This is a genomic window from Hubeiibacter jixunmingi (assembly GCF_041928215.1).
Taxonomy (GTDB): Bacteria; Pseudomonadota; Gammaproteobacteria; order Pseudomonadales; family Moraxellaceae; genus Acinetobacter.
In genome coordinates this window covers 1-21,228 of sequence record NZ_JBHFHK010000018.1, presented here as the reverse complement: position 1 = coordinate 21,228, position 21,228 = coordinate 1, and the positions used below count along the sequence as shown (strand labels likewise).

General features: G+C 37.4%; 23 protein-coding genes. 12 read left to right on the top strand and 11 right to left on the bottom strand.

Features of this window, described 5'->3' with window-relative positions:
* Positions 1-708: 708 nt before the first annotated feature.
* The 3 genes from ACEYX7_RS04375 to trpC all read left to right on the top strand — a co-directional run bounded on the left by ACEYX7_RS04375 (position 709) and on the right by trpC (position 3,362).
* Complete coding sequence (locus ACEYX7_RS04375) at positions 709-1,305, top strand: anthranilate synthase component II (RefSeq protein WP_374806790.1); 597 nt, start codon at positions 709-711, stop codon at positions 1,303-1,305.
* Positions 1,306-1,345: 40 nt separating this feature from the next.
* On the top strand, positions 1,346-2,404 hold the full coding sequence (gene trpD, locus ACEYX7_RS04370) for an anthranilate phosphoribosyltransferase (RefSeq protein WP_374806789.1): 1,059 nt from the start codon (positions 1,346-1,348) through the stop codon (positions 2,402-2,404).
* 157 nt (positions 2,405-2,561) lie between these two features.
* Positions 2,562-3,362, top strand: coding sequence for an indole-3-glycerol phosphate synthase TrpC (trpC, locus tag ACEYX7_RS04365; protein ID WP_374804426.1), 801 nt, complete (start codon positions 2,562-2,564; stop codon positions 3,360-3,362).
* A gap of 36 nt (positions 3,363-3,398) precedes the next feature.
* Here the strand turns inward: trpC and ACEYX7_RS04360 are convergent, their stop codons facing one another.
* Complete coding sequence (locus ACEYX7_RS04360; protein WP_374804428.1) at positions 3,399-3,947, bottom strand: acyl-CoA thioesterase; 549 nt, start codon at positions 3,945-3,947, stop codon at positions 3,399-3,401.
* A gap of 186 nt (positions 3,948-4,133) precedes the next feature.
* On the opposite strand from ACEYX7_RS04360, the gene ACEYX7_RS04355 reads away from it, so the two are divergent.
* From ACEYX7_RS04355 to ACEYX7_RS04345, 3 genes are all read left to right on the top strand, one after another.
* On the top strand, positions 4,134-4,826 hold the full coding sequence (locus ACEYX7_RS04355) for a Smr/MutS family protein (RefSeq protein WP_374806788.1): 693 nt from the start codon (positions 4,134-4,136) through the stop codon (positions 4,824-4,826).
* A 129-nt stretch (positions 4,827-4,955) separates the two neighbouring features.
* Entirely contained in the window at positions 4,956-5,504 is a 549-nt protein-coding gene (gene folE, locus ACEYX7_RS04350; protein WP_374804432.1) for a GTP cyclohydrolase I FolE, read from the top strand.
* A gap of 392 nt (positions 5,505-5,896) precedes the next feature.
* Positions 5,897-6,175 carry a hypothetical protein gene (locus tag ACEYX7_RS04345; protein ID WP_374900236.1) on the top strand — a complete coding sequence of 93 codons (279 nt, stop codon included), beginning with the start codon at positions 5,897-5,899 and terminating at the stop codon, positions 6,173-6,175.
* A 77-nt stretch (positions 6,176-6,252) separates the two neighbouring features.
* Here the strand turns inward: ACEYX7_RS04345 and ACEYX7_RS04340 are convergent, their stop codons facing one another.
* The 3 genes from ACEYX7_RS04340 to rimI all read right to left on the bottom strand — a co-directional run bounded on the left by ACEYX7_RS04340 (position 6,253) and on the right by rimI (position 7,543).
* Complete coding sequence (locus ACEYX7_RS04340) at positions 6,253-6,405, bottom strand: hypothetical protein (RefSeq protein WP_374807006.1); 153 nt, start codon at positions 6,403-6,405, stop codon at positions 6,253-6,255.
* Between the two features lie 11 nt (positions 6,406-6,416).
* The gene (locus ACEYX7_RS04335) at positions 6,417-6,788 is read right to left on the bottom strand and encodes an endonuclease domain-containing protein (protein ID WP_374807007.1); all 372 of its coding nucleotides are present in this window, start codon (positions 6,786-6,788) and stop codon (positions 6,417-6,419) included.
* Between the two features lie 266 nt (positions 6,789-7,054).
* Positions 7,055-7,543, bottom strand: coding sequence for a ribosomal protein S18-alanine N-acetyltransferase (gene rimI / locus ACEYX7_RS04330; protein WP_374900235.1), 489 nt, complete (start codon positions 7,541-7,543; stop codon positions 7,055-7,057).
* Between the two features lie 109 nt (positions 7,544-7,652).
* Here rimI and ACEYX7_RS04325 point away from each other — a divergent pair, with 109 nt between their 5' ends.
* Positions 7,653-8,474, top strand: coding sequence for a segregation and condensation protein A (locus ACEYX7_RS04325; protein ID WP_374805335.1), 822 nt, complete (start codon positions 7,653-7,655; stop codon positions 8,472-8,474).
* A gap of 39 nt (positions 8,475-8,513) precedes the next feature.
* Positions 8,514-9,080: an SMC-Scp complex subunit ScpB gene (gene scpB, locus ACEYX7_RS04320; protein ID WP_374805333.1), complete on the top strand. Its 567-nt coding sequence runs from the start codon at positions 8,514-8,516 to the stop codon at positions 9,078-9,080.
* Between the two features lie 148 nt (positions 9,081-9,228).
* Here the strand turns inward: scpB and ACEYX7_RS04315 are convergent, their stop codons facing one another.
* From ACEYX7_RS04315 to ACEYX7_RS04305, 3 genes are all read right to left on the bottom strand, one after another.
* On the bottom strand, positions 9,229-9,501 hold the full coding sequence (locus ACEYX7_RS04315) for a hypothetical protein (protein ID WP_374805332.1): 273 nt from the start codon (positions 9,499-9,501) through the stop codon (positions 9,229-9,231).
* 83 nt (positions 9,502-9,584) lie between these two features.
* Entirely contained in the window at positions 9,585-11,429 is a 1,845-nt protein-coding gene (locus tag ACEYX7_RS04310; protein ID WP_374805330.1) for an ABC transporter ATP-binding protein, read from the bottom strand.
* A gap of 14 nt (positions 11,430-11,443) precedes the next feature.
* Positions 11,444-12,703 (bottom strand): MFS transporter, encoded by a 1,260-nt coding sequence (locus tag ACEYX7_RS04305; protein WP_374805329.1) that lies wholly within the window; start codon positions 12,701-12,703, stop codon positions 11,444-11,446.
* 414 nt (positions 12,704-13,117) lie between these two features.
* Here ACEYX7_RS04305 and rluB point away from each other — a divergent pair, with 414 nt between their 5' ends.
* Both rluB and phrB read left to right on the top strand, forming a co-directional pair.
* Positions 13,118-14,596, top strand: coding sequence for a 23S rRNA pseudouridine(2605) synthase RluB (gene rluB, locus ACEYX7_RS04300; RefSeq protein WP_374900234.1), 1,479 nt, complete (start codon positions 13,118-13,120; stop codon positions 14,594-14,596).
* A 70-nt stretch (positions 14,597-14,666) separates the two neighbouring features.
* Entirely contained in the window at positions 14,667-16,118 is a 1,452-nt protein-coding gene (phrB, locus tag ACEYX7_RS04295) for a deoxyribodipyrimidine photo-lyase (RefSeq protein ID WP_374805293.1), read from the top strand.
* 5 nt (positions 16,119-16,123) lie between these two features.
* Here phrB and bioD read toward each other — a convergent pair whose 3' ends face one another.
* The 3 genes from bioD to ACEYX7_RS04280 form a co-directional block, all read right to left on the bottom strand.
* Positions 16,124-16,780: a dethiobiotin synthase gene (gene bioD, locus ACEYX7_RS04290; RefSeq protein WP_374805292.1), complete on the bottom strand. Its 657-nt coding sequence runs from the start codon at positions 16,778-16,780 to the stop codon at positions 16,124-16,126.
* Positions 16,781-16,815: 35 nt separating this feature from the next.
* Complete coding sequence (locus ACEYX7_RS04285) at positions 16,816-17,985, bottom strand: aminotransferase class I/II-fold pyridoxal phosphate-dependent enzyme (protein WP_374805291.1); 1,170 nt, start codon at positions 17,983-17,985, stop codon at positions 16,816-16,818.
* 149 nt (positions 17,986-18,134) lie between these two features.
* Entirely contained in the window at positions 18,135-18,827 is a 693-nt protein-coding gene (locus tag ACEYX7_RS04280; protein ID WP_374900233.1) for a hypothetical protein, read from the bottom strand.
* A 403-nt stretch (positions 18,828-19,230) separates the two neighbouring features.
* On the opposite strand from ACEYX7_RS04280, the gene dapD reads away from it, so the two are divergent.
* Positions 19,231-20,052, top strand: a complete 822-nt coding sequence (gene dapD, locus ACEYX7_RS04275) for a 2,3,4,5-tetrahydropyridine-2,6-dicarboxylate N-succinyltransferase (protein ID WP_374805289.1) — start codon at positions 19,231-19,233, stop codon at positions 20,050-20,052.
* A gap of 17 nt (positions 20,053-20,069) precedes the next feature.
* Positions 20,070-20,387, top strand: coding sequence for a hypothetical protein (locus tag ACEYX7_RS04270; RefSeq protein ID WP_374805288.1), 318 nt, complete (start codon positions 20,070-20,072; stop codon positions 20,385-20,387).
* 139 nt (positions 20,388-20,526) lie between these two features.
* On the opposite strand, the gene ACEYX7_RS04265 is transcribed toward ACEYX7_RS04270, so the two are convergent.
* The gene (locus ACEYX7_RS04265) at positions 20,527-21,093 is read right to left on the bottom strand and encodes a WG repeat-containing protein (protein ID WP_374900232.1); all 567 of its coding nucleotides are present in this window, start codon (positions 21,091-21,093) and stop codon (positions 20,527-20,529) included.
* Positions 21,094-21,228 lie beyond the last annotated feature (135 nt).

Here is a 21,228-nt window from a genome sequence, read left to right as displayed (position 1 = left end):
TGTGAAATTATGTTTACATATAGACTATTTTAAATTAGGGTGAGTTCGGGATAAGTTAAAATTTAATTATTTGATCTCAAAAGTAAATTTGATTCGTGTGTAGGGTGCGTCTTACGCACCTTTCAGAAAACAGCATCTTGCGAAGCTTTAATCGCTTCTCAGGTGCGTCTTGCGAAACAGTGTTTCTCACACCCTACTTTTTAAAAATCATATCATTCCAATAAAAACATAAATTTTAAACCAAAGTTACGTTATTTCGTAGTGTATAACTCATTTAATATTTACACACTTTAAAAGTTATGCTGATGTGGCTGAGTTTTGGCATAGCTAAAACTAGGCAATATGGATGTGAATACTAGGCAACCAACAAGTAGTGCATAAATATTTTTGTGCATAATAATATCCTTTCATTTTCTTGGCGAACACATAAAGTACGATTGCCAGTTCCATCATTTTAAACCTTATCTCGTGCTTTTCAAGCTATTCATTAATAACTTAATTTTTACCTATTATTCCAACATTATAATCAATTGATTTTACTTTATATTCATAAAATATTGTTATCAGAATTGCTATTTTATCTTACCTTTTATACAAGCAAAAACAATGCTACACTAACGCTCAACCAAACAGTGATATGTATGATGACCCTACATGCTTTGGTATAAATAATTCTTGCTTGTATTTGTAAATAGGACAGCCGATACCATGCTTTTAATGATTGATAACTATGATAGTTTTACCTACAACATCGTACAGTATTTTGGCGAACTGAAACAAGACGTCAAAGTCGTACGCAATGATGAAGTAAGCTTGGAAGATATCGAAGCGTGGCAACCACAATATTTAGTCATCGGTCCAGGTCCTTGCTCACCGACTGAAGCGGGCATTTCATTGTCCGCCATCCAACACTTTGCAGGTAAAATTCCAATCTTAGGCGTGTGCCTAGGACATCAAGCCATTGGGCAAGCCTTTGGCGGTGAAGTGATTCGTGCCAAAACTGTGATGCATGGTCGCCTATCCAAAATGTATCATAGTGATGTGGGGATTTTTAAAAATTTACCTTTGCCTTTTAATGCAACACGTTATCATTCTTTGGTGATTGACAGAGCGACTTTACCTGAAGATTTAGAAATGACCTGTTGGACGCAATTTGATGATGGCTCAGTAGAAGAAATCATGGGCGTGCGTCATCGTCATCTACCGATTGAAGGGGTACAATTTCATCCTGAGTCTATTTTAAGCGATCATGGGCATGATATCTTTAAAAATTTTTTAGATACCTATGCTAACTTTAAAGCTTAAACATTCATTTTAAAATTTATTTTCTATTTAGAGCGTATTTATGAGTCAAGTAATAAGCTATCAACAAGTTTTTAATAATATCGCCAAGCATATTGACCTCACTCAAAATGAAATGGAACACATGATGCGTGCCTTGATGCAAGGCGAGCTTAGCGATGCACAAATCGGTGCATTGTTGATGGGCTTGCGTATGAAAGGCGAAAGCATTGATGAAATTACCGCTGCTGCACGGATTATGCGTGAATTTTCCAAAAAAATTGATGCCAGTGACGTGCCATATTTGGTTGATATTGTGGGTACAGGCGGCGATGGACAAAATCTTTTTAACATTTCTACCGCAGCGACTTTTGTCATGGCAGCCGCTGGGGCAAGTGTGGCAAAACATGGTAATCGTGGCGTATCAACCAAATCAGGTTCATCCGATTTGTTAGAGCAAGCTGGTATTGCTTTGGATTTAGGATTGCCTGAAACAGAACGTTGTTTGCGTGAAATTGGCATTGGCTTTTTATTTGCCCCAAATCATCACCCAGCGATGAAATATGTTGCTGCACCACGTCGTGATTTAGGTGTGCGTAGCTTGTTTAATTTGCTTGGACCTTTGACTAATCCTGCTGGGGTAAAGCGTTTGGTAGTCGGTGTATTTTCCAAAGAATTATGTCGTCCAATGGCAGAAGTACTACAAAATTTGGGTGCTGAACACGTCATGGTAGTACATTCACAAGATGGTTTGGATGAAATCAGTCTTGCCAACACCACTTTTGTGGCGGAATTAAAAGATGGACAAGTGCAAGAGTGGCAAATTCAACCTGAAGATGTCAATATTCCTTCACAGACTTTACATGGCTTATATGTGGAAGATTCTACTCAAAGTTTGGCACTCATCAAAGATGCGTTGGGCAAAAATAAATCTGAACAAGGCGAAAAAGCGGCAAATATGATTGCACTCAATGCTGGTGCAGGGATTTATGTGGCAGGCTTGACCAAAACTTATAATCAAGGTGTGGCATTGGCACATGATATTATCTATGGCGGTCAGGCTTTGGAAAAAATGAGTGTATTGAGTGAATTTAGCCGTACCTTAAAACAGTTACAAGGTTAAGTTAATCTTATGATGCAATTCTCAACCTAAAAACGTAAGATGCTGATTTTATTACCCCCTCCCTAACCCTCCCCCTAAGGGAGAGGGAACTCCCCTCCCTAAAGGAGTGGTTGGGGGAGGGTGTTCTTATTTTAAAATTTATTTTTGAGTAATATATATGCAAGCCGATATTAAAAACACCATTTTGGGTAAAATTGTTGAACGTAAACAGCAAGAAATTGCGATCAAGAAACAACAATTTAGCCTAAAAGACATGGAGCAATTGGCACAGCAAGCCAGTCCAGTACGTGATTTTGCCCATGCCTTGACCCAACGTTCGCCAGCGGTGATTGCTGAAATCAAAAAGGCATCGCCATCCAAAGGCGTGATTCGTCAAAACTTTGATGTAGCAAGTATCGCCCAAAACTATCAACGTGCAGGAGCAAGCTGTTTGTCGGTATTGACCGATGTGGACTTTTTCCAAGGACAACATGAAAATGTCGCCATCGCTCGCCAAGCCTGCGATTTGCCTGCTCTGCGTAAAGATTTTATGATTGAGCCTTATCATATTATCGAAAGTCGTGCTTTGCATGCCGATTGTATTTTGTTAATTGTCGCTTGTTTGTCCAATATGCAATTGCAAGAAATGGCAAGCGTAGCATTTGACTATAATATGTCGGTCTTGGTTGAAGTGCATGATGAAGATGAAATGCAACGGGCTTTAGATTTGCCAGAACACTGTTTGATTGGGGTGAATAATCGTAATCTAAAAACCTTTGATGTAGATATTCAGACTACGATTCGTTTGCAAAATCAGCTTGGCAAGCGTCCAGTGATTACCGAAAGTGGTATCCATCAGCGTGAACAGGTTGAATTGATGCTTGCACATGGCATCGACCGCTTTTTGGTTGGTGAGGGCTTGATGAAACAAAGTGATGAATATCAAGCATTCCGTGAATTATTCGGTGAGCCAAAATAAAGCTGTTAAAGCCAAAGCATATGTCTTTGGCTTTTTTTACTCATCAAATTTTGGCGGAAATGGACGTAACTGCTCAGCATCAATCCAAGCCTGAACCCAATCTTCAGGCGTTTTTGTCCATGAACTATGCCCGATTGCATCCAATACAGTTTGTGTAGGTAATGCTTTGCCCTTGCCCGTTACAGCAGTACGCAACAATGCTGACGATGTGGCTTCACCTTTGACCCACATAGATTGTTCTAGATAAATCCATCGTTCATCTAGTCCTACAATACGTGTTTTGATGGTAACTTGGCTGCCTGAAAAAATACGTTTGCGATAGCGAATACTACTGCCTGCAACAACCAAACCCCAGCGATTTTTAATAAGCAATTTTCCTAAGCCTGAACGTACCGCAAAATCAATCCGCCCCAAATCAAACAACGTAAACACACGCCCATTATTCATTTCACCAAAATTATCCATATCTGATAGATTACTGTTGATTTGAATTTCACTGACATCCCAAGGTTTTAGCATTTGACCTTTACGCGTTGCCCATGCAGATTTGATTAGCGTTTGTCCAAAACGGATAAATGGATACATAATTTTTCACTTAAAAATATAACGATAAAGTCGTTTGATTATAAATTGTCATTGTCAGTACAACAAGCCAAGAGAATGACTGCAAATTTTCAACGGCATCAAAAAATGACTTTAACAAAATATAGCTAGATTTAAAAAAAATTCTTGTTAAAATTTTGCCAGTTTTTTAAGATTTTCGAGTTTATCATGAGTAAAAATAACAGTTTTTCAAATCAACAACTTAAGCAACTGCAACAACTGAAAAAAGACTTAACTGCAAGTCAAGTCGCTACGCCTAAAATTAATCAAACCAAGCCAAAGCAAGACGGTAAAAAAGACCTAGACGATCATGAATTATTTAATCAAGCGATGCAAGGCGTACAGCCCTTGCCTGAAAAACGTTATGCTGAAATAAAAACAGGCATTCAAAAACCCGATGCACAAATCTTGGCAAAGCGTGTCAATGCCGAAGGCGTGATTATTGAAGGTGATACGGTATTGTCCGATACTCAAGCGTTACTCAATCCAGTCGCCAGTCAAGCCAATCTTAGCTATCGTATCGCCACGCTACAATATCGTGTTTTTGAAGACTTAAAAGCAGGACGTTTGCGTTGGTATGAAGCAGTAGATTTGCATGGCTGTACTGTGGAACAAGCCCGAGAAGCGGTATTACAAATCATTCAGATGGCACATCAAGACCTACAAAATGTTATTAAAATTGTACATGGCAAAGGCAAGGATGGTGTTCTGAAAAGCTATGTTAATACTTGGCTTAGGCAGCATCCTCAAGTCTTGGCATTTGTTTCAGCACCTATAGATCAAGGCGGTACAGGTGCAGTATTGGTGCTTTTAAAACGTCGTAAAGACAGCGAAAATGATACAAAATCAACAAAACGTTAACTTCCGACTGGGCTTAAGCAGCTAAAGTGATAATTTTTTCCCAAAAAAGTCGCTTTTCTGTTATAGTATTGCGTCTGTTTGATTTGAATAATTTTGCCCATGAACTTGCCAGAATCTTCATTACATACCATGCAACAGTCTTACCGTGATATTCTACAAGCGGTTGGGGAAAATGTTGAGCGTGATGGCTTGCTCGACACGCCTGCTCGTGCTGCCAAAGCTTTTGCTTTTTTGACATCAGGTTATCATCAGACAGTGCAAGATGTGTGCAATAATGCGGTATTTGCATCGGACAATCGTGAAATGGTGTTGGTGAAAAATATCGAATTTTATTCACTTTGTGAGCATCATTTATTGCCATTTTATGGGCGTGTGCATATTGCCTATTTGCCTGAAGGTCATGTATTGGGTCTATCCAAATTTGCCCGTATTACCGAATTATTTGCCCGTCGTTTACAAATTCAAGAAAATATGACGCAACAAATCGCCGAAGCTGTGCGTGAAGTCACTAACGCTCGTGGTGTAGCGGTGGTGATTGATGCGGCACATATGTGTATGATGATGCGTGGTGTACAAAAACAACAATCGACTACACGCACGGTATGTTTTTTGGATGATATGAAAACTGACCAACAAGCTCGCAGTGAATTTTTAAAGGCAGTGCCTGAGAACGTATAAAAGCGGTTTTAGCTTTTATACATTCGCAAGAAAATAAATTCAAAGCGATTGAAGCTCTTTTAGTTTACAAGAACATAAACGTAAAGCGATTATTGCTTTTATATGTTCAATTAGATTAACGTGAGTTCGGGATAAGTTGAAAGGTAATTATTTGATTTTAAGAGTAAATTTAGTTCGTACGTAGGGTGCGTCTTACGCACCTTTCAGAAAACGGCATTAAATTGGGCGTGGGACGCACCCTACGTCTTTAAAACCATGTAATTACAACAAAAATATGCTTTTTTAAGCAGAACTCACGTTAAATTAAGCATTGTAACATTATATTTGAACTGCATCAAAATGCAATGACTAATAGCTATATCGAGCTTCAAAACAGGGGAATGAAATAACACATGAGACATTACATTTATTTGTTTTCGCTATTTTTATGGCTATGCTATTTAAATGCCTATCTTTATGGTTTTATAAATCTAGATTTTAGCCGTCCTACCTACGACGACGACCGCATTTTTGGATTTGTCGTTATTTTTTTTATTCCTTGCTATGCGTTTATTGCAGGCTTGGCATTTATCGAAGGTAATGTTGTTCGTAAGGTGTTGTTGAGTTTAGCAGCAGCTGTAATCATGTTTTTCTTAGCAGCAATGTCTCAAGAAATCTATGTTCAACATTAGAAAGCTGTTCCGCCTAATATAAGCATTTGAAAATTATCAAGATGATTTGACAATTCAAGGCTTAAAAAATGAAAAAACTAAAAATCCAAAAACACATCCAAAATTTTAATCATACCCAATAATAATAACCCAAGTATAAAAGACAAAATATCTTGATTAGGACTGTCTTCTAATTTCTGATAGACAAACCCCAAAAATAAAATAGCAATAATAAGTAATGTGATATTCATTTCAAAACTTCCTATTTATCAATACTATTATCTTTCCCAAGATATAACATAATATCCTGTAATACACTATCAATTTGCGTTAATACACTGTAATTATCATAGTGTATTACATCAATCCCTAAACTATTTAAATAATCGGTACGTATCTTATCATAATCTTGTTGTTCAGATTGATAATGTTGAGAGCCGTCTAATTCAATGGCAAAATTTTCTGAATAACAGAAAAAATCTACAACATAACCGCCGATAGGCACTTGACGACGAAATTTTACACCAAGTTGATTTGCTCGTAATTTATTCCATAAGACTTTTTCAGCCTCTGTCATATTTTTGCGTAAAATTTTTGCATTAGCAAGTGTTGTTGGATTAGTCTGATGGCTCATCACATATTCCTATTGAAAAATACTAATTCAAAGTTACCGATACCCCCACCTCAATCCTCCCCCTTAGGGGGAGGAGGCTTCCCTTTTACAAGGCAGCTAAAAATGAAAATCGAATAAAATTTTTCGAATTTAAAAGAAATCGCATTATTTAATCTACCACTTTATTTAATCAAATTGGTATCATTTTATCAAATATTGAAAAATCTCTCGAATTCATAACCGCAAACTCCCCTCCCTTAGGGAGGGGCTGGGGGAGGGATTAACGCTTAACCCAAATCAAACCCAAAACTATTTTCATCCATGGTTTTGACCATAATCACCGCATGTTCTTTTTGGTTATTTGGCAAAGGATAATAATTTTTGCGAATATCGATTTGATGAAAACCACTTTTTTCATAGAGCTTAATGGCAGCGATATTACTTTCACGCACTTCCAAAAATATTTGCGTACATTTTTCTCCTAAACGTTGCATCGCATCATCTAATAATAAATAACCCAAGCCCTGCCCTTGCATTTGCGGTGCAATCGCCATCAATAATAAATTTGCTTCATCCAATACTGGCTGCATAATACAAAAACCCAAAACTTGCGAAGCAACATTAGCATCACAAATCACTGTACAGTGATAACTTTTTAAACTATCGATAAATTGTGACTCTTTCCATGGCGCGTATTGTACTTGTTTTTCAATTGCACAAACTTGTTGAATATCAGTCATCTGCATTGTTCTAGTTTGGAAATTCGGTTTATTCATCTTGGTAACTAACTGCCTAAAAAATTATTGAAAAACGCTCGCTTATGCTAACAGCAAAGCCGATTTAATGTTACACTAGCCATCTTTGTTTTGCACTATCATTTTTACCATGTCCAGTGTCGATTTAGCCAGCCAAGCATCTATTGAATCTAAATTATCAGATATTGATGAATTATATATTCGTGTTTTGGGTGAAACGGTAGAAAATATTCCCGATGAATTATATATTCCGCCTGAAGCCTTTTCCATATTATTAGAGCAATTTGAAGGACCATTGGATTTTTTATTATATTTAGTACAAAAAAATGGTTTTGATTTGGCATGTATTGATATTGCCCCGATTGCCGAACAATATATCGAATATATGCACAAAATGAAATCTTTAGATATTGAGCTGACTGCGGATTATATGTTGATGGCATCATTATTAGCGGATATTAAATCACGATTATTATTACCAAAGCCTGAAACATTAAATATCGAACAAGACCCGAAAAAACAATTGATTCGCCGTTTGGAACAATATTTACAAATCAAACAGGCGGCACAGCGTTTATCTGAATTGAATATTTTAGAGCGTGATGTATTTGATGCCGACGTAAGCAGTGGCGAACGCCCAATTCATGTGTCGGGTTATTCTGCCAATCTATTGCAAGATGCTTTAGGTTGCCTACTCTATCGCCCCGAGCCACATGTACATCGTGTTAAGCATGAAGCGGTACAATTGGAAGAACGTATGGCATTTATTTGTGAAAAAGTCGCCAAAGGTGGACAGTATCAATTGCAAGATTTATTACGTCCCGAGCAAGGGCGTGTCGGTGTTGTGGTGACGTTTATGGCGATTTTGGAATTGGTCAAGCAGCAAGAAATTGCCATTGTACATGATGGACAACAGCAAGCCTTAACGGTGCAAAGCCGCTATTATATGTAATTGATTTTATTTTAAATTGCCAATTTTACGAGATTAAATATGAACAGCCAAGACAATCACCATGAAGTATTGATGCAAATTGAAGCCCTTGTATTTGCCAGTGAAGCACCGATCAGTGTGGCGAGAATCAAGCAAGCCTTAAACGGTAATTTTAGCAGTACACAAATTCGCCAATTATTACAACAGCTTGCCATTTTACAGCACGGGCGTTCGGTGGAATTGGTAGAAACCGCTCAAGGTTTTAAATTCCAAGTGCGTGCCAAATATCGTGATTTTATTCATCAAGCTTGGCCTGAGCGTCCGATTAAGCTTTCCAATACTTTATTAGAAATTTTATCGGTGATTGCTTATCAGCAACCTGTTACGCGTGGTGATATTGAGCAATTGCGTGGCGTAACTACAAACAGTCAAGCCTTACGTACTTTGTTTGAATATGGTTGGATTAAAGAATCAGGCTTTCGTGAAGTGCCAGGACGACCTGCTTTGTTGGTGACCACACCTGCATTTTTAGATGCGTTTGGTTTGCAAAGTTTGGCGGATTTACCTGTAGTAGAAGACCCAAGCCAAGCTTTGCAAGCGGTGAATGATGTTGAAAAACCAGTCTAATTTCAACATCATTATATAATCATTATTATTTCAAGAATATAGCTAAATTCAAGCTGATTTTATTTATACTCAAGCTTATCATGACGTATTTTCCATTCGGTAATTTCTAATTCATCAGTATTTTCAAACTCAAAATAGCCAGATAGATTTAATTTAAACCTAATTCTAATATATGCTTTATCAAATCTTCAAAGAAACCCACATAAATTGAATTTACCATCGAACCAAAGAATATAAACCTTATACCATTTATTTGCTGTTCTTGAACAATCCAACCCTGTTGGTATAAATTCGCTCTCTCACTATCCATAGCATAATTTGAATAATTCAATCGCCAAAATTCATCAATCTGATGTTTAACTATAAATACTTCATCGTCTAAACACTCAAACCACCCTTTGATACTATAAAATCTAGCCACTATAATTTCCAAAGTTCAATTAAAAATAAAAATCTAGGCAAGCCGAAACTCACCTAGACAGTAGAATACGGATTAATAATAAATCAATCAGCATCCCCCAAAAATCCCCCACTTTGTCTAGACCAAAGCTGAGCGTAGATACCGTTTTTCGCCAAGAGTTCATCATGCGAACCCATTTCCACGATTTGCCCTTTGTCCATGACTACCAATTTATCCATTGATGCAATAGTCGATAGACGGTGAGCAATGGCAATCACGGTTTTACCTGCCATCATGTCATTCAAACTACTGGTAATGGCATGCTCCACTTCACTATCCAAAGCACTGGTCGCTTCATCGAGCAATAAAATCGGTGCATTTTTTAACATCACCCGAGCGATGGCGATACGCTGTCTTTGTCCACCCGATAATTTTACTCCGCGCTCACCGACTTCGACATCTAAGCCAGTATTGCCATGCTTATCTTGCAAAGTCTGAATAAATTCCCACGCATGAGCAGCTTGAGCCGCAGCGACAATCTCTTCATCCGTAGCATCAGGACGACCATAGGCAATATTTTCACGAATAGTACGATGCAACAATGATGTATCTTGCGTCACCATACCGATGTGTTGGCGTAATGATTCTTGCGTCACGTCAGCGATATTTTGTCCATCGATGATGATTTGTCCACCATTGACATCATAAAAACGCAATAATAAATTCACCAACGTGGATTTACCTGCCCCACTACGTCCCACTAAGCCGATTTTTTGCCCTGCTTGGATATGCAAATTAAACTCTTTTAACAAGACTTGTTGGCTGTTTTTACCATAATAAAATAACACTTGCTGAAAGTCGATTTGTCCTTTTTGTACTTGGAAAATTGTGGCATCTTTTTTGTCCACAACAGAGTGTGGTGTAGTTAAGGTCTTTTTACCATCCGCCACAGTACCTAAGTTTTCAAATAAGCCTGCTGTTTCCCATAATACCCAATGTGTCACACCCTGCAAACGAATCGCCAAGGCACCTGCGACAGCCACTGTTCCTACCGTAACTTTACCCAAACTCCATAAGTAAATACTTAGTCCTAGACTACTACTTACTGTAATGATCGCAATCGACGACACCAAAATCTCTAAGGTCGATACCAAACGCATTTGGTAATTCACTTTGTCCATAAACAATTGCATTGCATATTTAGCATAGCTGAGCTCACGTCTAGAATGGCTAAATAATTTGACCGTACTAATATTGGCATAAGCATCGGTAATACGCCCTGTCATCAAAGCACGAGCATCCGCTTGCTCTTGTGAAGTCGCTCGTAGTTTGGGTAGTAAAAATATCGTTAAACTCACGACCATCAGAAACCACAATAAAAATGGCAATGCCAACAATGGGTTGAGCTGAATTAGTACGACATTTGCCCCAACAATAAAGGTGATCAGATAGACAAAAGTAGCGATAATCGACATCATCACATCACGCACTGCCAAAGCAGTTTGCATCACTTTTGCCGCAACACGTCCTGAAAATTCATCTTGATAAAATTGCATGGATTGACCAAGCATATGACGGTGAAAAATCCAATGCAACCGCATTGGCGTGACACCGTGCAATATCTGATGCTGAACAGTAGTTTCAAAAAAGGTCAATATAGGTATCAGTGCCGTAATCAAAACCATCAACAGTAAGGCATTTTTTTTCTCTTGCCAAAATTGCTGTGGTGTGTACATAGACATCCAATCTACAATTTGACCAACCCACGTATAAATAAATGCCCAATATAGCCCAGATAATGCGGTCAGTATCGCAAAAATCAGTAGCCAACCACGAAAGCCTTTTGTACATGCCCAAATAAAAGCAAAAAGACCATCTTTGCTATATATAAGACCTTGTTCTGGATAGGTTTCTATTATGCTTTCAAAATATCGATAAAATCGTTTCATATAATCCAATCATCCTAGTCATGTGAAATACTTTTGTATTGACGATATCCTTGTATGAATACCATAAGAAAGGTTAAAAAACTCACTGCTGCAAATATAACGTACATCATACGAATAGATACAGCTTTTTCAAAAATAATCAGCAATAAGGAAATCAATAAAATGAATAATCCTGATAATGCTTCAAAGGTCGCTTGCATACGTCCATGATAACTATTCTCGCATTGCTTTTGCGATGCCGTTACCGCCAATGCCCAACTGGCAAAACCGACGCCAACACAGCTATAGGCAACGATTGCAAATTGCCATTGTTGTGTGACTGCCATGATGCTCAGACCCAGCATGAGTAGTATCAGATACAACGCCAATGTTTGATTTTCACCAATCTTTTTGGCGATCATTGGTGACAAAACACCTCCAACAATAACGCCAATCGATAACGCAATCTCAAACTTAGCAAAGACCGCAGTGTTTTGCTTTAATACATCTACCACATAAGGCATCAACAGTGTCGCAATACACATCATCAAAACCCTAATCACGGTCTGCGTGCCATAAGGAATGAATAAAAAGCGATGCGACCGTAAATAATCAATTGCAGATTTATAGTCTTGCCAAGGGGAAAACTTATCCTGTTTTGTTGAATTAGGTTGCATCAATGGTATTGTATTGCTATTGCCAACTGACGTATTTGTTTTAAGCAAAAATAATAAAATCGCTGCACAAAACATAAAAATTGCACCAATCATCATTAAATGATGACTATCTACATACAATAAAATAATACCACTTGATGCCAAACCAATAATAAAGACAACTTCATAAACAATATCAATGGTTGCATTGGCAGCCAATAAATGTCGTTCATCAACAATACTATAAATCAAAGGTATTGCAGCAGGACTATAAATCGCATTAAATGTGCCTTGAATCAAAGCTAAAAATACGATAGCAACCGCTATGTGATAATTTACTGCCAATACAAATAATAATATCGCAGAGCCACGCACTAATGTTGAAATAATCAGTAAATTTCTTTTGCTATAGCGGTCTGCTATTGCACCTATAAAAGGTGCAAGCACAATCGCAGGTGCAGTCCAGCCAATAAAGATACTGACTGTACCGACAATACCTTGTGTAGTAAAGGCATAGGCAGACATGGCAACAAACACCAATGCCCCCGCAAAAGTTGCAAATAAACCACTCAAACAAAAGAATGCATAATTTCGGTTTTTAAACAGCGTCAGACGCTGTTTGATAAATAGAGAAATCATTTTTAACATCCATTTTGAAAATTTTTATAAAAACTAACAATCGATTATATTTTTCTGCAACGTATTCAATCTAAAATCGTTAATTTTGATCGATTATAATCCGATATTTTATTTTTTAAAAGTATTTTGATAAAATAAATAAACTTAAATGATATTTTCATTGTGAAAAATCCCTTTTTTCTGAATATTATTTAATAAATATATTTTTTAGAAAATTAATTATTTATATTATTTTTTAATACAAAAACCAAATGATACAAAATAATGAGTAAATTTCAGGATTTTGATTGCTTAAAATGACTCGATATGTCAATATTTACCATCAGATTTTAATGATTTTTTGTGATTGCAATAAAGCCTAGTATGCTATTGTAATCGCATGATTTTGAAGCTTTTATTTACAGGTTTTTTTGAATGAGCGAAAAATTACACAAAGTGCTTGCCCGCGTTGGTCTCGGCTCACGCAGACATATGGAGCAAGTGATTAGTGAAGGGCGTGTCAGCATCAACGGTCAAGTTGCAAAACTGGGTGACCGTGTTGCCAGTACCGATGAATTGCGTATCGACGGTCGAAAAGTACAATTCCAAATCGAACGTGAAATGCGTCGTCGTGTGGTGATTTATTATAAGCCCGAAGGCGAAATCTGCTCTCGCAACGATCCAGAAGGTCGTCCAACCGTATTTGACCATTTGCCACAAATCTCTCAAGACCGTTGGGTAATGGTCGGTCGTCTAGACATTAACAGTACGGGTTTGTTGATGTTTACCAACGATGGTGAATTGGCAAATCGCCTGATGCACCCATCTCGTGAAGTCGAACGTGAATACGCCGTACGTGTGATGGGCGAAGTCACCCAAGAAATGAAAAATACCTTGCTTGCAGGCGTACAATTGGACGATGGTCCAGCCAAATTTGAAAGTTTGATTGATGCAGGCGGTGAAGGTTTTAACCGTTGGTATCAAGTGGTGGTGAAAGAAGGGCGTAACCGTGAAGTACGTCGTTTGTTTGAATCACAAGGTCTAAAAGTCAGCCGTTTGTTACGTACACGTTATGGCATTATCCACTTACCACGTGAATTGCGTACAGGGCGTTGGCTCGAGCTAGACCGTATGGCGATTGACCAACTGGCAAAATCGGTCGATTTGCGTCCACGTGAGCAAACCGGTGTGCAATCGGTCGATGTACAACGCCGTCAAGCTAAAATGATGGAAAATCCATTGCGTGCTCGTACACAACCACGTCAAACCCGTGCTGCCCGTGACCAACGTGAACAACAGCGTGAAAGAAAACGTGAACAAGCCCAAGGCAAGCGTTTTGAACGTGATGACCATCAACAACAGCCACGTGAAAACCAGCGTTTTGGCGAACGTTCACAGCGTAGCGATAACCGTTTTAACGACCGTAATGAACGTTCAGATAATCGTAATCGCTTTGGCGACAAGCCACGTTTTGAACGCAGCGATCGCAATGATAATCGTCATGAACAGCGTGAAAATCGTTATAACAACCGTCATGACTCAAGCCAAAAACCACGTTTTGGCGAGCGTCCACAACGTAACGAAAACCGTTTTAATGACCGCAATGAGCGTTCGGATAATCGGAATCGCTTTGGTGACAAGCCACGTTTTGAGCGTAACGATCGCAATGACAATCGTCATGAGCATCGTGAAAATCGTAATGATAGCCGTCAACCACGTGAAAACCAACGCTTTGGCGACCGTCCACAACGTAGCGAAAACCGTTTTAATGACCGTTCGGACAATCGTAACCGCTTTGAGGAACGTAAGCCACGCTTTCAAGACAAAGCTAAAAAAGGCGAAGGACGTATCTGGCAAGACGAGCAACGCCATGAACACCCACGTTCAGACAATCGTTTTAAACGTGATGAATAAAATAAGTTAAATCAAAAAGTAGGTAGAGTTCGCTCTGCCTATTTTATTGCTAAACCAATAGGACTTTATGATGCAACTTTATTATTTTCGCACTGATTTACGTTTACAAGATAATACTGCCCTACACCATGCCACACAGCAAGGTGATACCATTGCTCTTTATATTATTAGTCAAAAACAATGGCAAATGCACGATGATGCGGTATGTAAAATTGATTTATATTATCGACAATTACAACAATTAAAAATACAGTTAGCAGATTTAAATATTCCCTTAATTATTTTAAATTGTGATCTTTGGCAAGATATTCCACAAGCCATTTTGACATTATGTCAGCAATATCAAATTCAACAGGTTCATTGTAATCAAGAATATGGTTTAAATGAAAAAAATCGTGATTTAGCGATTGAACAATTATTATCAACTCATCGTATTCAGTTTCATTGTCATCATGATCGAACCATTTTTCCAACAGGTTCAATTCTCAATCAACAAGGTGAATATTACAAGGTTTTTGGTGCATTTAAAAAGCAATGTTATCACCGCCTCGAAAATATGCTAGAACAACAAAATTTGTCAATTTTACCGCAACCTAAAAAGCAAAAAAATCTAAATATCCCAAGTAGTAATATTAATATGAATGACTTTATTGCTGTAGAAAATCAGACAGAATACTTAAAGCATATTCAGCAATATTGGCAAATTGATGAACAATATGCTTTACAACAACTACATGACTTCGCTGAAAAACAGATTTATGATTATCATCAATTGCGTGATATTCCGAGTATTCACGGTACAAGTCAATTGTCTACTTATTTAAATACAGGGATTTTATCGATTCGCCAATGCTTAGTGGCTATTACCAAAAATCAAGATAGCCCACAACTGCCTTATCCACATCAAGGCTTGATGGTATGGTTGGATGAGTTGTTATGGCGTGAATTTTATCAGCACCTACTCTATGGCTTTGACAAGCTCAGTCGTCATCAACCTTTTAAAACAGAAACACAACATATCAATTGGCGTGACGCACCTGAAGATTTATTAGCTTGGCAAACTGCACAAACAGGCATTCCAATTGTTGATGCAGCGATGCGTCAATTGCTTGCCACAGGGTGGATGCATAACCGTTTGCGTATGGTGGTGGCGATGTTTTTGACTAAAAATTTGCTGATTAATTGGCGACATGGTGAACGTTTTTTTATGCAACACCTGATTGATGGTGATTTGGCTGCCAATAATGGTGGTTGGCAATGGTCGGCATCAACTGGAACGGACAGTGTGCCTTATTTCCGTGTCTTTAATCCGATTAGCCAATCGCAACGCTTTGATCCGCAAGGTCAGTTTATCCGCAAATGGCTACCCGAACTCGCCCATTTGGATGACAAAGCCATTCATGAGCCCTACAAATTTTTAAAAGTAGGACAGAAATTAAATTACCCAAGACCGATTGTCGATCTCAAATCTAGCCGTGTGCGTGCGATTGATGCATTTAAAACTGCCAGTGAAAAAAGATAATCTTTCTAGAGCTTGGAAAGTTCAAGCCATAATGCTTCAGGATGATTTTGGTTTAGATAATTTTTTAAATATTGTTGAGTATCTTGACTAATAATAAGGTCATCGCTATCGTGAATATGATTATACACGATAGCAAAAACCTCCAATTGATATTGTTTTAGCACGTTTAAACTCAGTAATGTATGATTAATACTACCTAATCGTCCAGATGTCACTAAAATAACTGGATATTTTTTTTCAGCAATATAATCAATGCTGAGTAAATCTTCTGTGATTGGCACCATTAAGCCCCCTGCCCCTTCCAATAATATCACATCATATTGTTTGCTAAGTTGCTGTGTGGCATGGGAGATTTTATTAATATCTACTGTTTTATTTTGCAGGCGTGCAGATAAATGTGGCGATGCTGGATAATCAAAAACTAACGGTGCAGTAATACCTTGTTGGTCTGCATGAGTTAAGTCAATACCCATCATCTTTCGATGTTGGATAATATCATCAGCAATATGTTGGCAGCCTGTTTGAATGAGCTTTTGAGTGATGACATTTATTTTTTGTTTTAATAATTGCTGAGCAATATATCCAGTCGCAATGGTCTTACCAATATCAGTATCAATTCCACTGATAAAATAAACCCCTGATTTAAAATTTTCCCATAACATCATATTTAATCCAATTAATAGGTTTAAACTTTAAACTAAAGCAATTTAAATAAAGGCTCAATTTGCGATAAATTCAGCTCTGCATTCAGACAAATTCTCACTCGAGCTGTGCCCACTGCCACGGTCGGCGGACGAATCGGTAATACATAAAAGCCTGCATCTTGCATGATATTGGCTTTTTCTATTGCTATATGATTTTCACCATAGATGACTGGCACGATATGACTATCACTTGGGCAATTCAACCCACGCTGTAAAATACTTTGTTTTAAATCATGGCTAAGCTGTTGTAAATGTTGGCGTTTCTGCTGATATTGTTGCATTTTTTGAAAAATAAAATCCGTCCATGCCATATTGATTGGGGCTTGAGCTGTTGAAAAAATTAATGATCGCATAGTATTAATCAAATAATCACGAATAACCGTATCACAAATCAAATAACCGCCCACTGATGCCAATGCCTTGCCAAATGTCCCCACTAAGAAATCAATATCATGAATACAATTAAAATGCTCAGCACAGCCAAGACCTTTTTCACCATATACGCCCACGCCATGTGCATCATCGACATATAACAATACTTTTGAATACTTTTGTTTTAATTGTACGAATGCCGTTAAGTCAGTCATATCACCGTCCATACTAAAAATACTTTCAGTGACGATAAAAATTTTATCAATCGTATCATCTTGCATAGCAGTGATAATCAATTGTTCTAATTGATTTAAATCTTGATGTAGATAACGTTCACGTTTTGCTTTGCTAAGGCGAATACCATCAATAATACTGGCATGAATCAATTCATCAGAAATAATTAGACTATTTTGATTAGTGAGTGCTGGTAAAATGCCAATATTCATGTGATAGCCACTGTTGAATATCAAACTATCTCGCCCGAATGCTTGATTTAATGTATGTTCCAAACGTTCATATTCTTCAAAATTACCTGTGAGCAATCGTGATGATGAGCTAGAAAAATGCTGTGTATGTAATGGATATTCATCTAAAAATTGTTGTTTTAACGCTCGTCGCTGTGCTAGACCCAAGTAATCATTTGAGCTCAAATTAAGCATGGTTTTATTTTGGTGAGGAAATTGTACGGTAATCATCTGTCCATCATGTTGTAATTTTTTAAAAAACCGATAATTATTTTTTTGTTTTAAAACTTCTAAATGATCAACGTAGGACTGATATAAATGTGACATACTTTGCTCTAAAATATTTTACAATAACTTATTCTAACATGATTAGAAGTACATAAAATTATCTAAAAATACCTATTCTACTCCCACATATCAATAAAAAAACGAGCCGAAACTCGTTTTTTTAAATCAATTTAGATAAATCTAACTGATTAGAAGCGTGCAGTTAAGCCCAATTTTGCAACTGGAGCATACTTGTACTTGTTTTCAGTACGGATTTTGTTTGCTTCAGCTTGTGCAGCAGCATTGTACACTGCTTCACTAGATGTCAAAGTAACGTCTGGGTTACCAGTGTAGTAAGCACCAACTTCACCAAACACGCCAAAACGGCTAGTGATGTCAGGAGAGAAACCTAGACCCATGTACGGAGCAAAACCTTTGTTTGCAAACTTACCAGTGATAGAAACGTCTTTCTGAGTTTTGAATTCTTTACCGTTCAATTTGAAGTTTTCACCAGCTTTTACGTTACGAGTCAATTTGTAGTCATTGTCTAAATAACCAACACCCGCAGCAACATAGAACCAGTTTGCAAATGGACGAACCTGTGCATTTACATACGCAGTTTTGTTGTCCATTTTAAGGTCATAGCTAGAACCATCATACTTAACACTGTCAGTCCAGCTGATAGAACCACCATTATAACCAGCAACGATGCCAGTATTTGGATTTACTGTCCAACCTACAGCACCACCGTAACCGTTCGTACCAACTTCAGCACGTACTTGAGCTGGTTTGAAAGTTTTGAAGATTGCAACGCCGTCTTCAGTGATGATTTTTTCATTTGCCATAGCAGCTGTAGCAGAAGTAGCCAATGCAGCGATAGCTAAAACTTTTAACATTTTCATTGTAAAACTCCTCAAAAAACAAACTCTATTGTTTGAATGACAACATTTTACTGTATTTTGAAAAAAAAGGTAAACTCTTTGTTCTATTTTTTGTAACTTTTTGACACAACTTTAAATTTTATATTTTTCATATGTTTAGATTAAAAAAATAAGACATTACTGATTCTACACAAGACTTATTTTTACATGTTTTTTACATTTATGCGTCATTTCTCGCCACAAAAAAGACTTAAAGAAAACTGATTTGCCGAACAGCAATATTAAAAACTACCATTTATCGGATTTTCATTGTAACGATATATATTAAATCCATCAAAACTCAAAATTTGGCGTTGCAAATTTATCATTCTTGTTTAGAATAATTTTATCTTTTAACATTAAACCTTTTTTATAGGAATAGCTCATGTCACAACTTGCACAATTGATTGAACAAGCGTTTGAAAACCGTGCCAATTTTACTGCACAAGATTGCCCACAAGACATCCGTGATGCAGTACAAGATACCTTAGCAAAGCTCGACAATGGCACATTACGCGTCGCTGAGAAAGTCAATGGTGAGTGGATTGTCAACCAATGGGTGAAAAAGGCGGTATTACTATCTTTTAAATTGAATGACAATAAAATCATTGAATCTTGCGATTTGCAATTTTTTGACAAAGTCGATACCAAATTCACTGGATGGACTGAAGAGCAATTTAAAGCAGCAGGTATGCGTGTCGTACCGCCTGCTGTAGCCCGTAAAGGCTCATTTATCGCCAAGAATGTGATCTTGATGCCATCTTATGTCAATATCGGTGCGTATGTCGATGAAGGCACGATGGTCGATACATGGGCGACGGTGGGTTCATGTGCTCAAATCGGTAAAAACGTGCATTTATCAGGTGGTGTGGGTATCGGTGGCGTGTTAGAGCCATTACAAGCCAATCCAACGATTATTGAAGACAACTGCTTTATCGGTGCACGTTCTGAAATCGTAGAAGGTGTGATTGTCGAAGAAGGTTCGGTGATTTCAATGGGCGTGTATATCGGTCAATCTACCAAGATTTTAGATCGTGAAACAGGCGAAATCAGCTATGGTCGTATCCCAGCAGGTTCGGTGGTGGTGTCAGGTAGCATTCCAAGCAAAGACGGCTCGCATAGTTTGTACTGTGCAGTGATCGTGAAAAAAGTCGATGCCCAAACCCGTGCTAAGACCAGTATCAATGACTTGTTGCGTGCTGACTAATTAAGTAGAGTTATCAAATGAAAATTATTTCTAATTCACTAATTCTAGCTTGTGTAGCATTAAGCTTATCAAGTTGTGCTACTTTATCCTCAAGTTATTATCAGCCACCACCTGATGCTGTGGACGCTTGGCATATGCAAAATGCTGACACGCAAAAAGTTAGAAAAGATTTGGCTTCTTGTAACTATATTGACAATGTTACTCAAATTAGCGAACAACAGTTTAGAGTACAAACGCAATGTATGAAAGATAAAGGCTATCAAATTGATACAAAAAGATATAATCCACATAATTGCTATGGTAATGCACCTGCAATGTGTAGATTAGTATGGTGATTATCAATTTTAAAAGCCTAAATTGTTTTTAGGAACTTAGCTGAAATCTATTAGCTAAAACCTAATATGTTAAGGCGACTTGTAAAATATGTATTACGAGTCGCCATATTATAATAAGAAAATTAATATCTCGAAATTTTTATTTTACTCTTTGACCTTGCGTATTAATATAAATCTTTTCTCCATTTAACTTAACCAATGCGATATCTCCATCAAAAAATCTTGCTCCATTAAACATTGGTGGAACAAAATCTGAAGCATAAAATGAAAATCTAGGATAAGTCGATGCTCGATTATACCATCCCATGTCATATTCAATTTCATCATAAATAATAGGAATAACCAATTTTCCATCTTGATTAATCATGCCATATTTGCCATTTTTAGCAACTCGCATCAAAGGCTCATTCAATCGTAAGATCTCATCATATAAAGGTGTCAGCTCATTTCCTGATGAATCAATCAATAGCATTTTGTCTTCTTTTCCGACAATATTACGTCCTAACCTAAAGTTATAATTAAAAGCGGTTTTTTGATATTGGCGTTTTATAATTTCCTTGCCAGTTTTATCAATGAAGCCACATTTATTTTTTACGCAATACATCGCCAAGCCCTCACTAAGCTTTCCTAATTCACCTTGGCTAGATAAATAAGCTGCATTTTCAATTTCTTCTTGACCTTTTAGCTCTTGACCTTTTTCATTCAAAATACCACTATCTCTTTGATCTCCACCAAAATCACCTATTGAAAATGTTGTTACATGATCATTAGACCTCTTTCGAAAATGTAAATTTAGCGATTAACTTGCCAATTTATAAATCCTGCCACTAATTTCATTCTC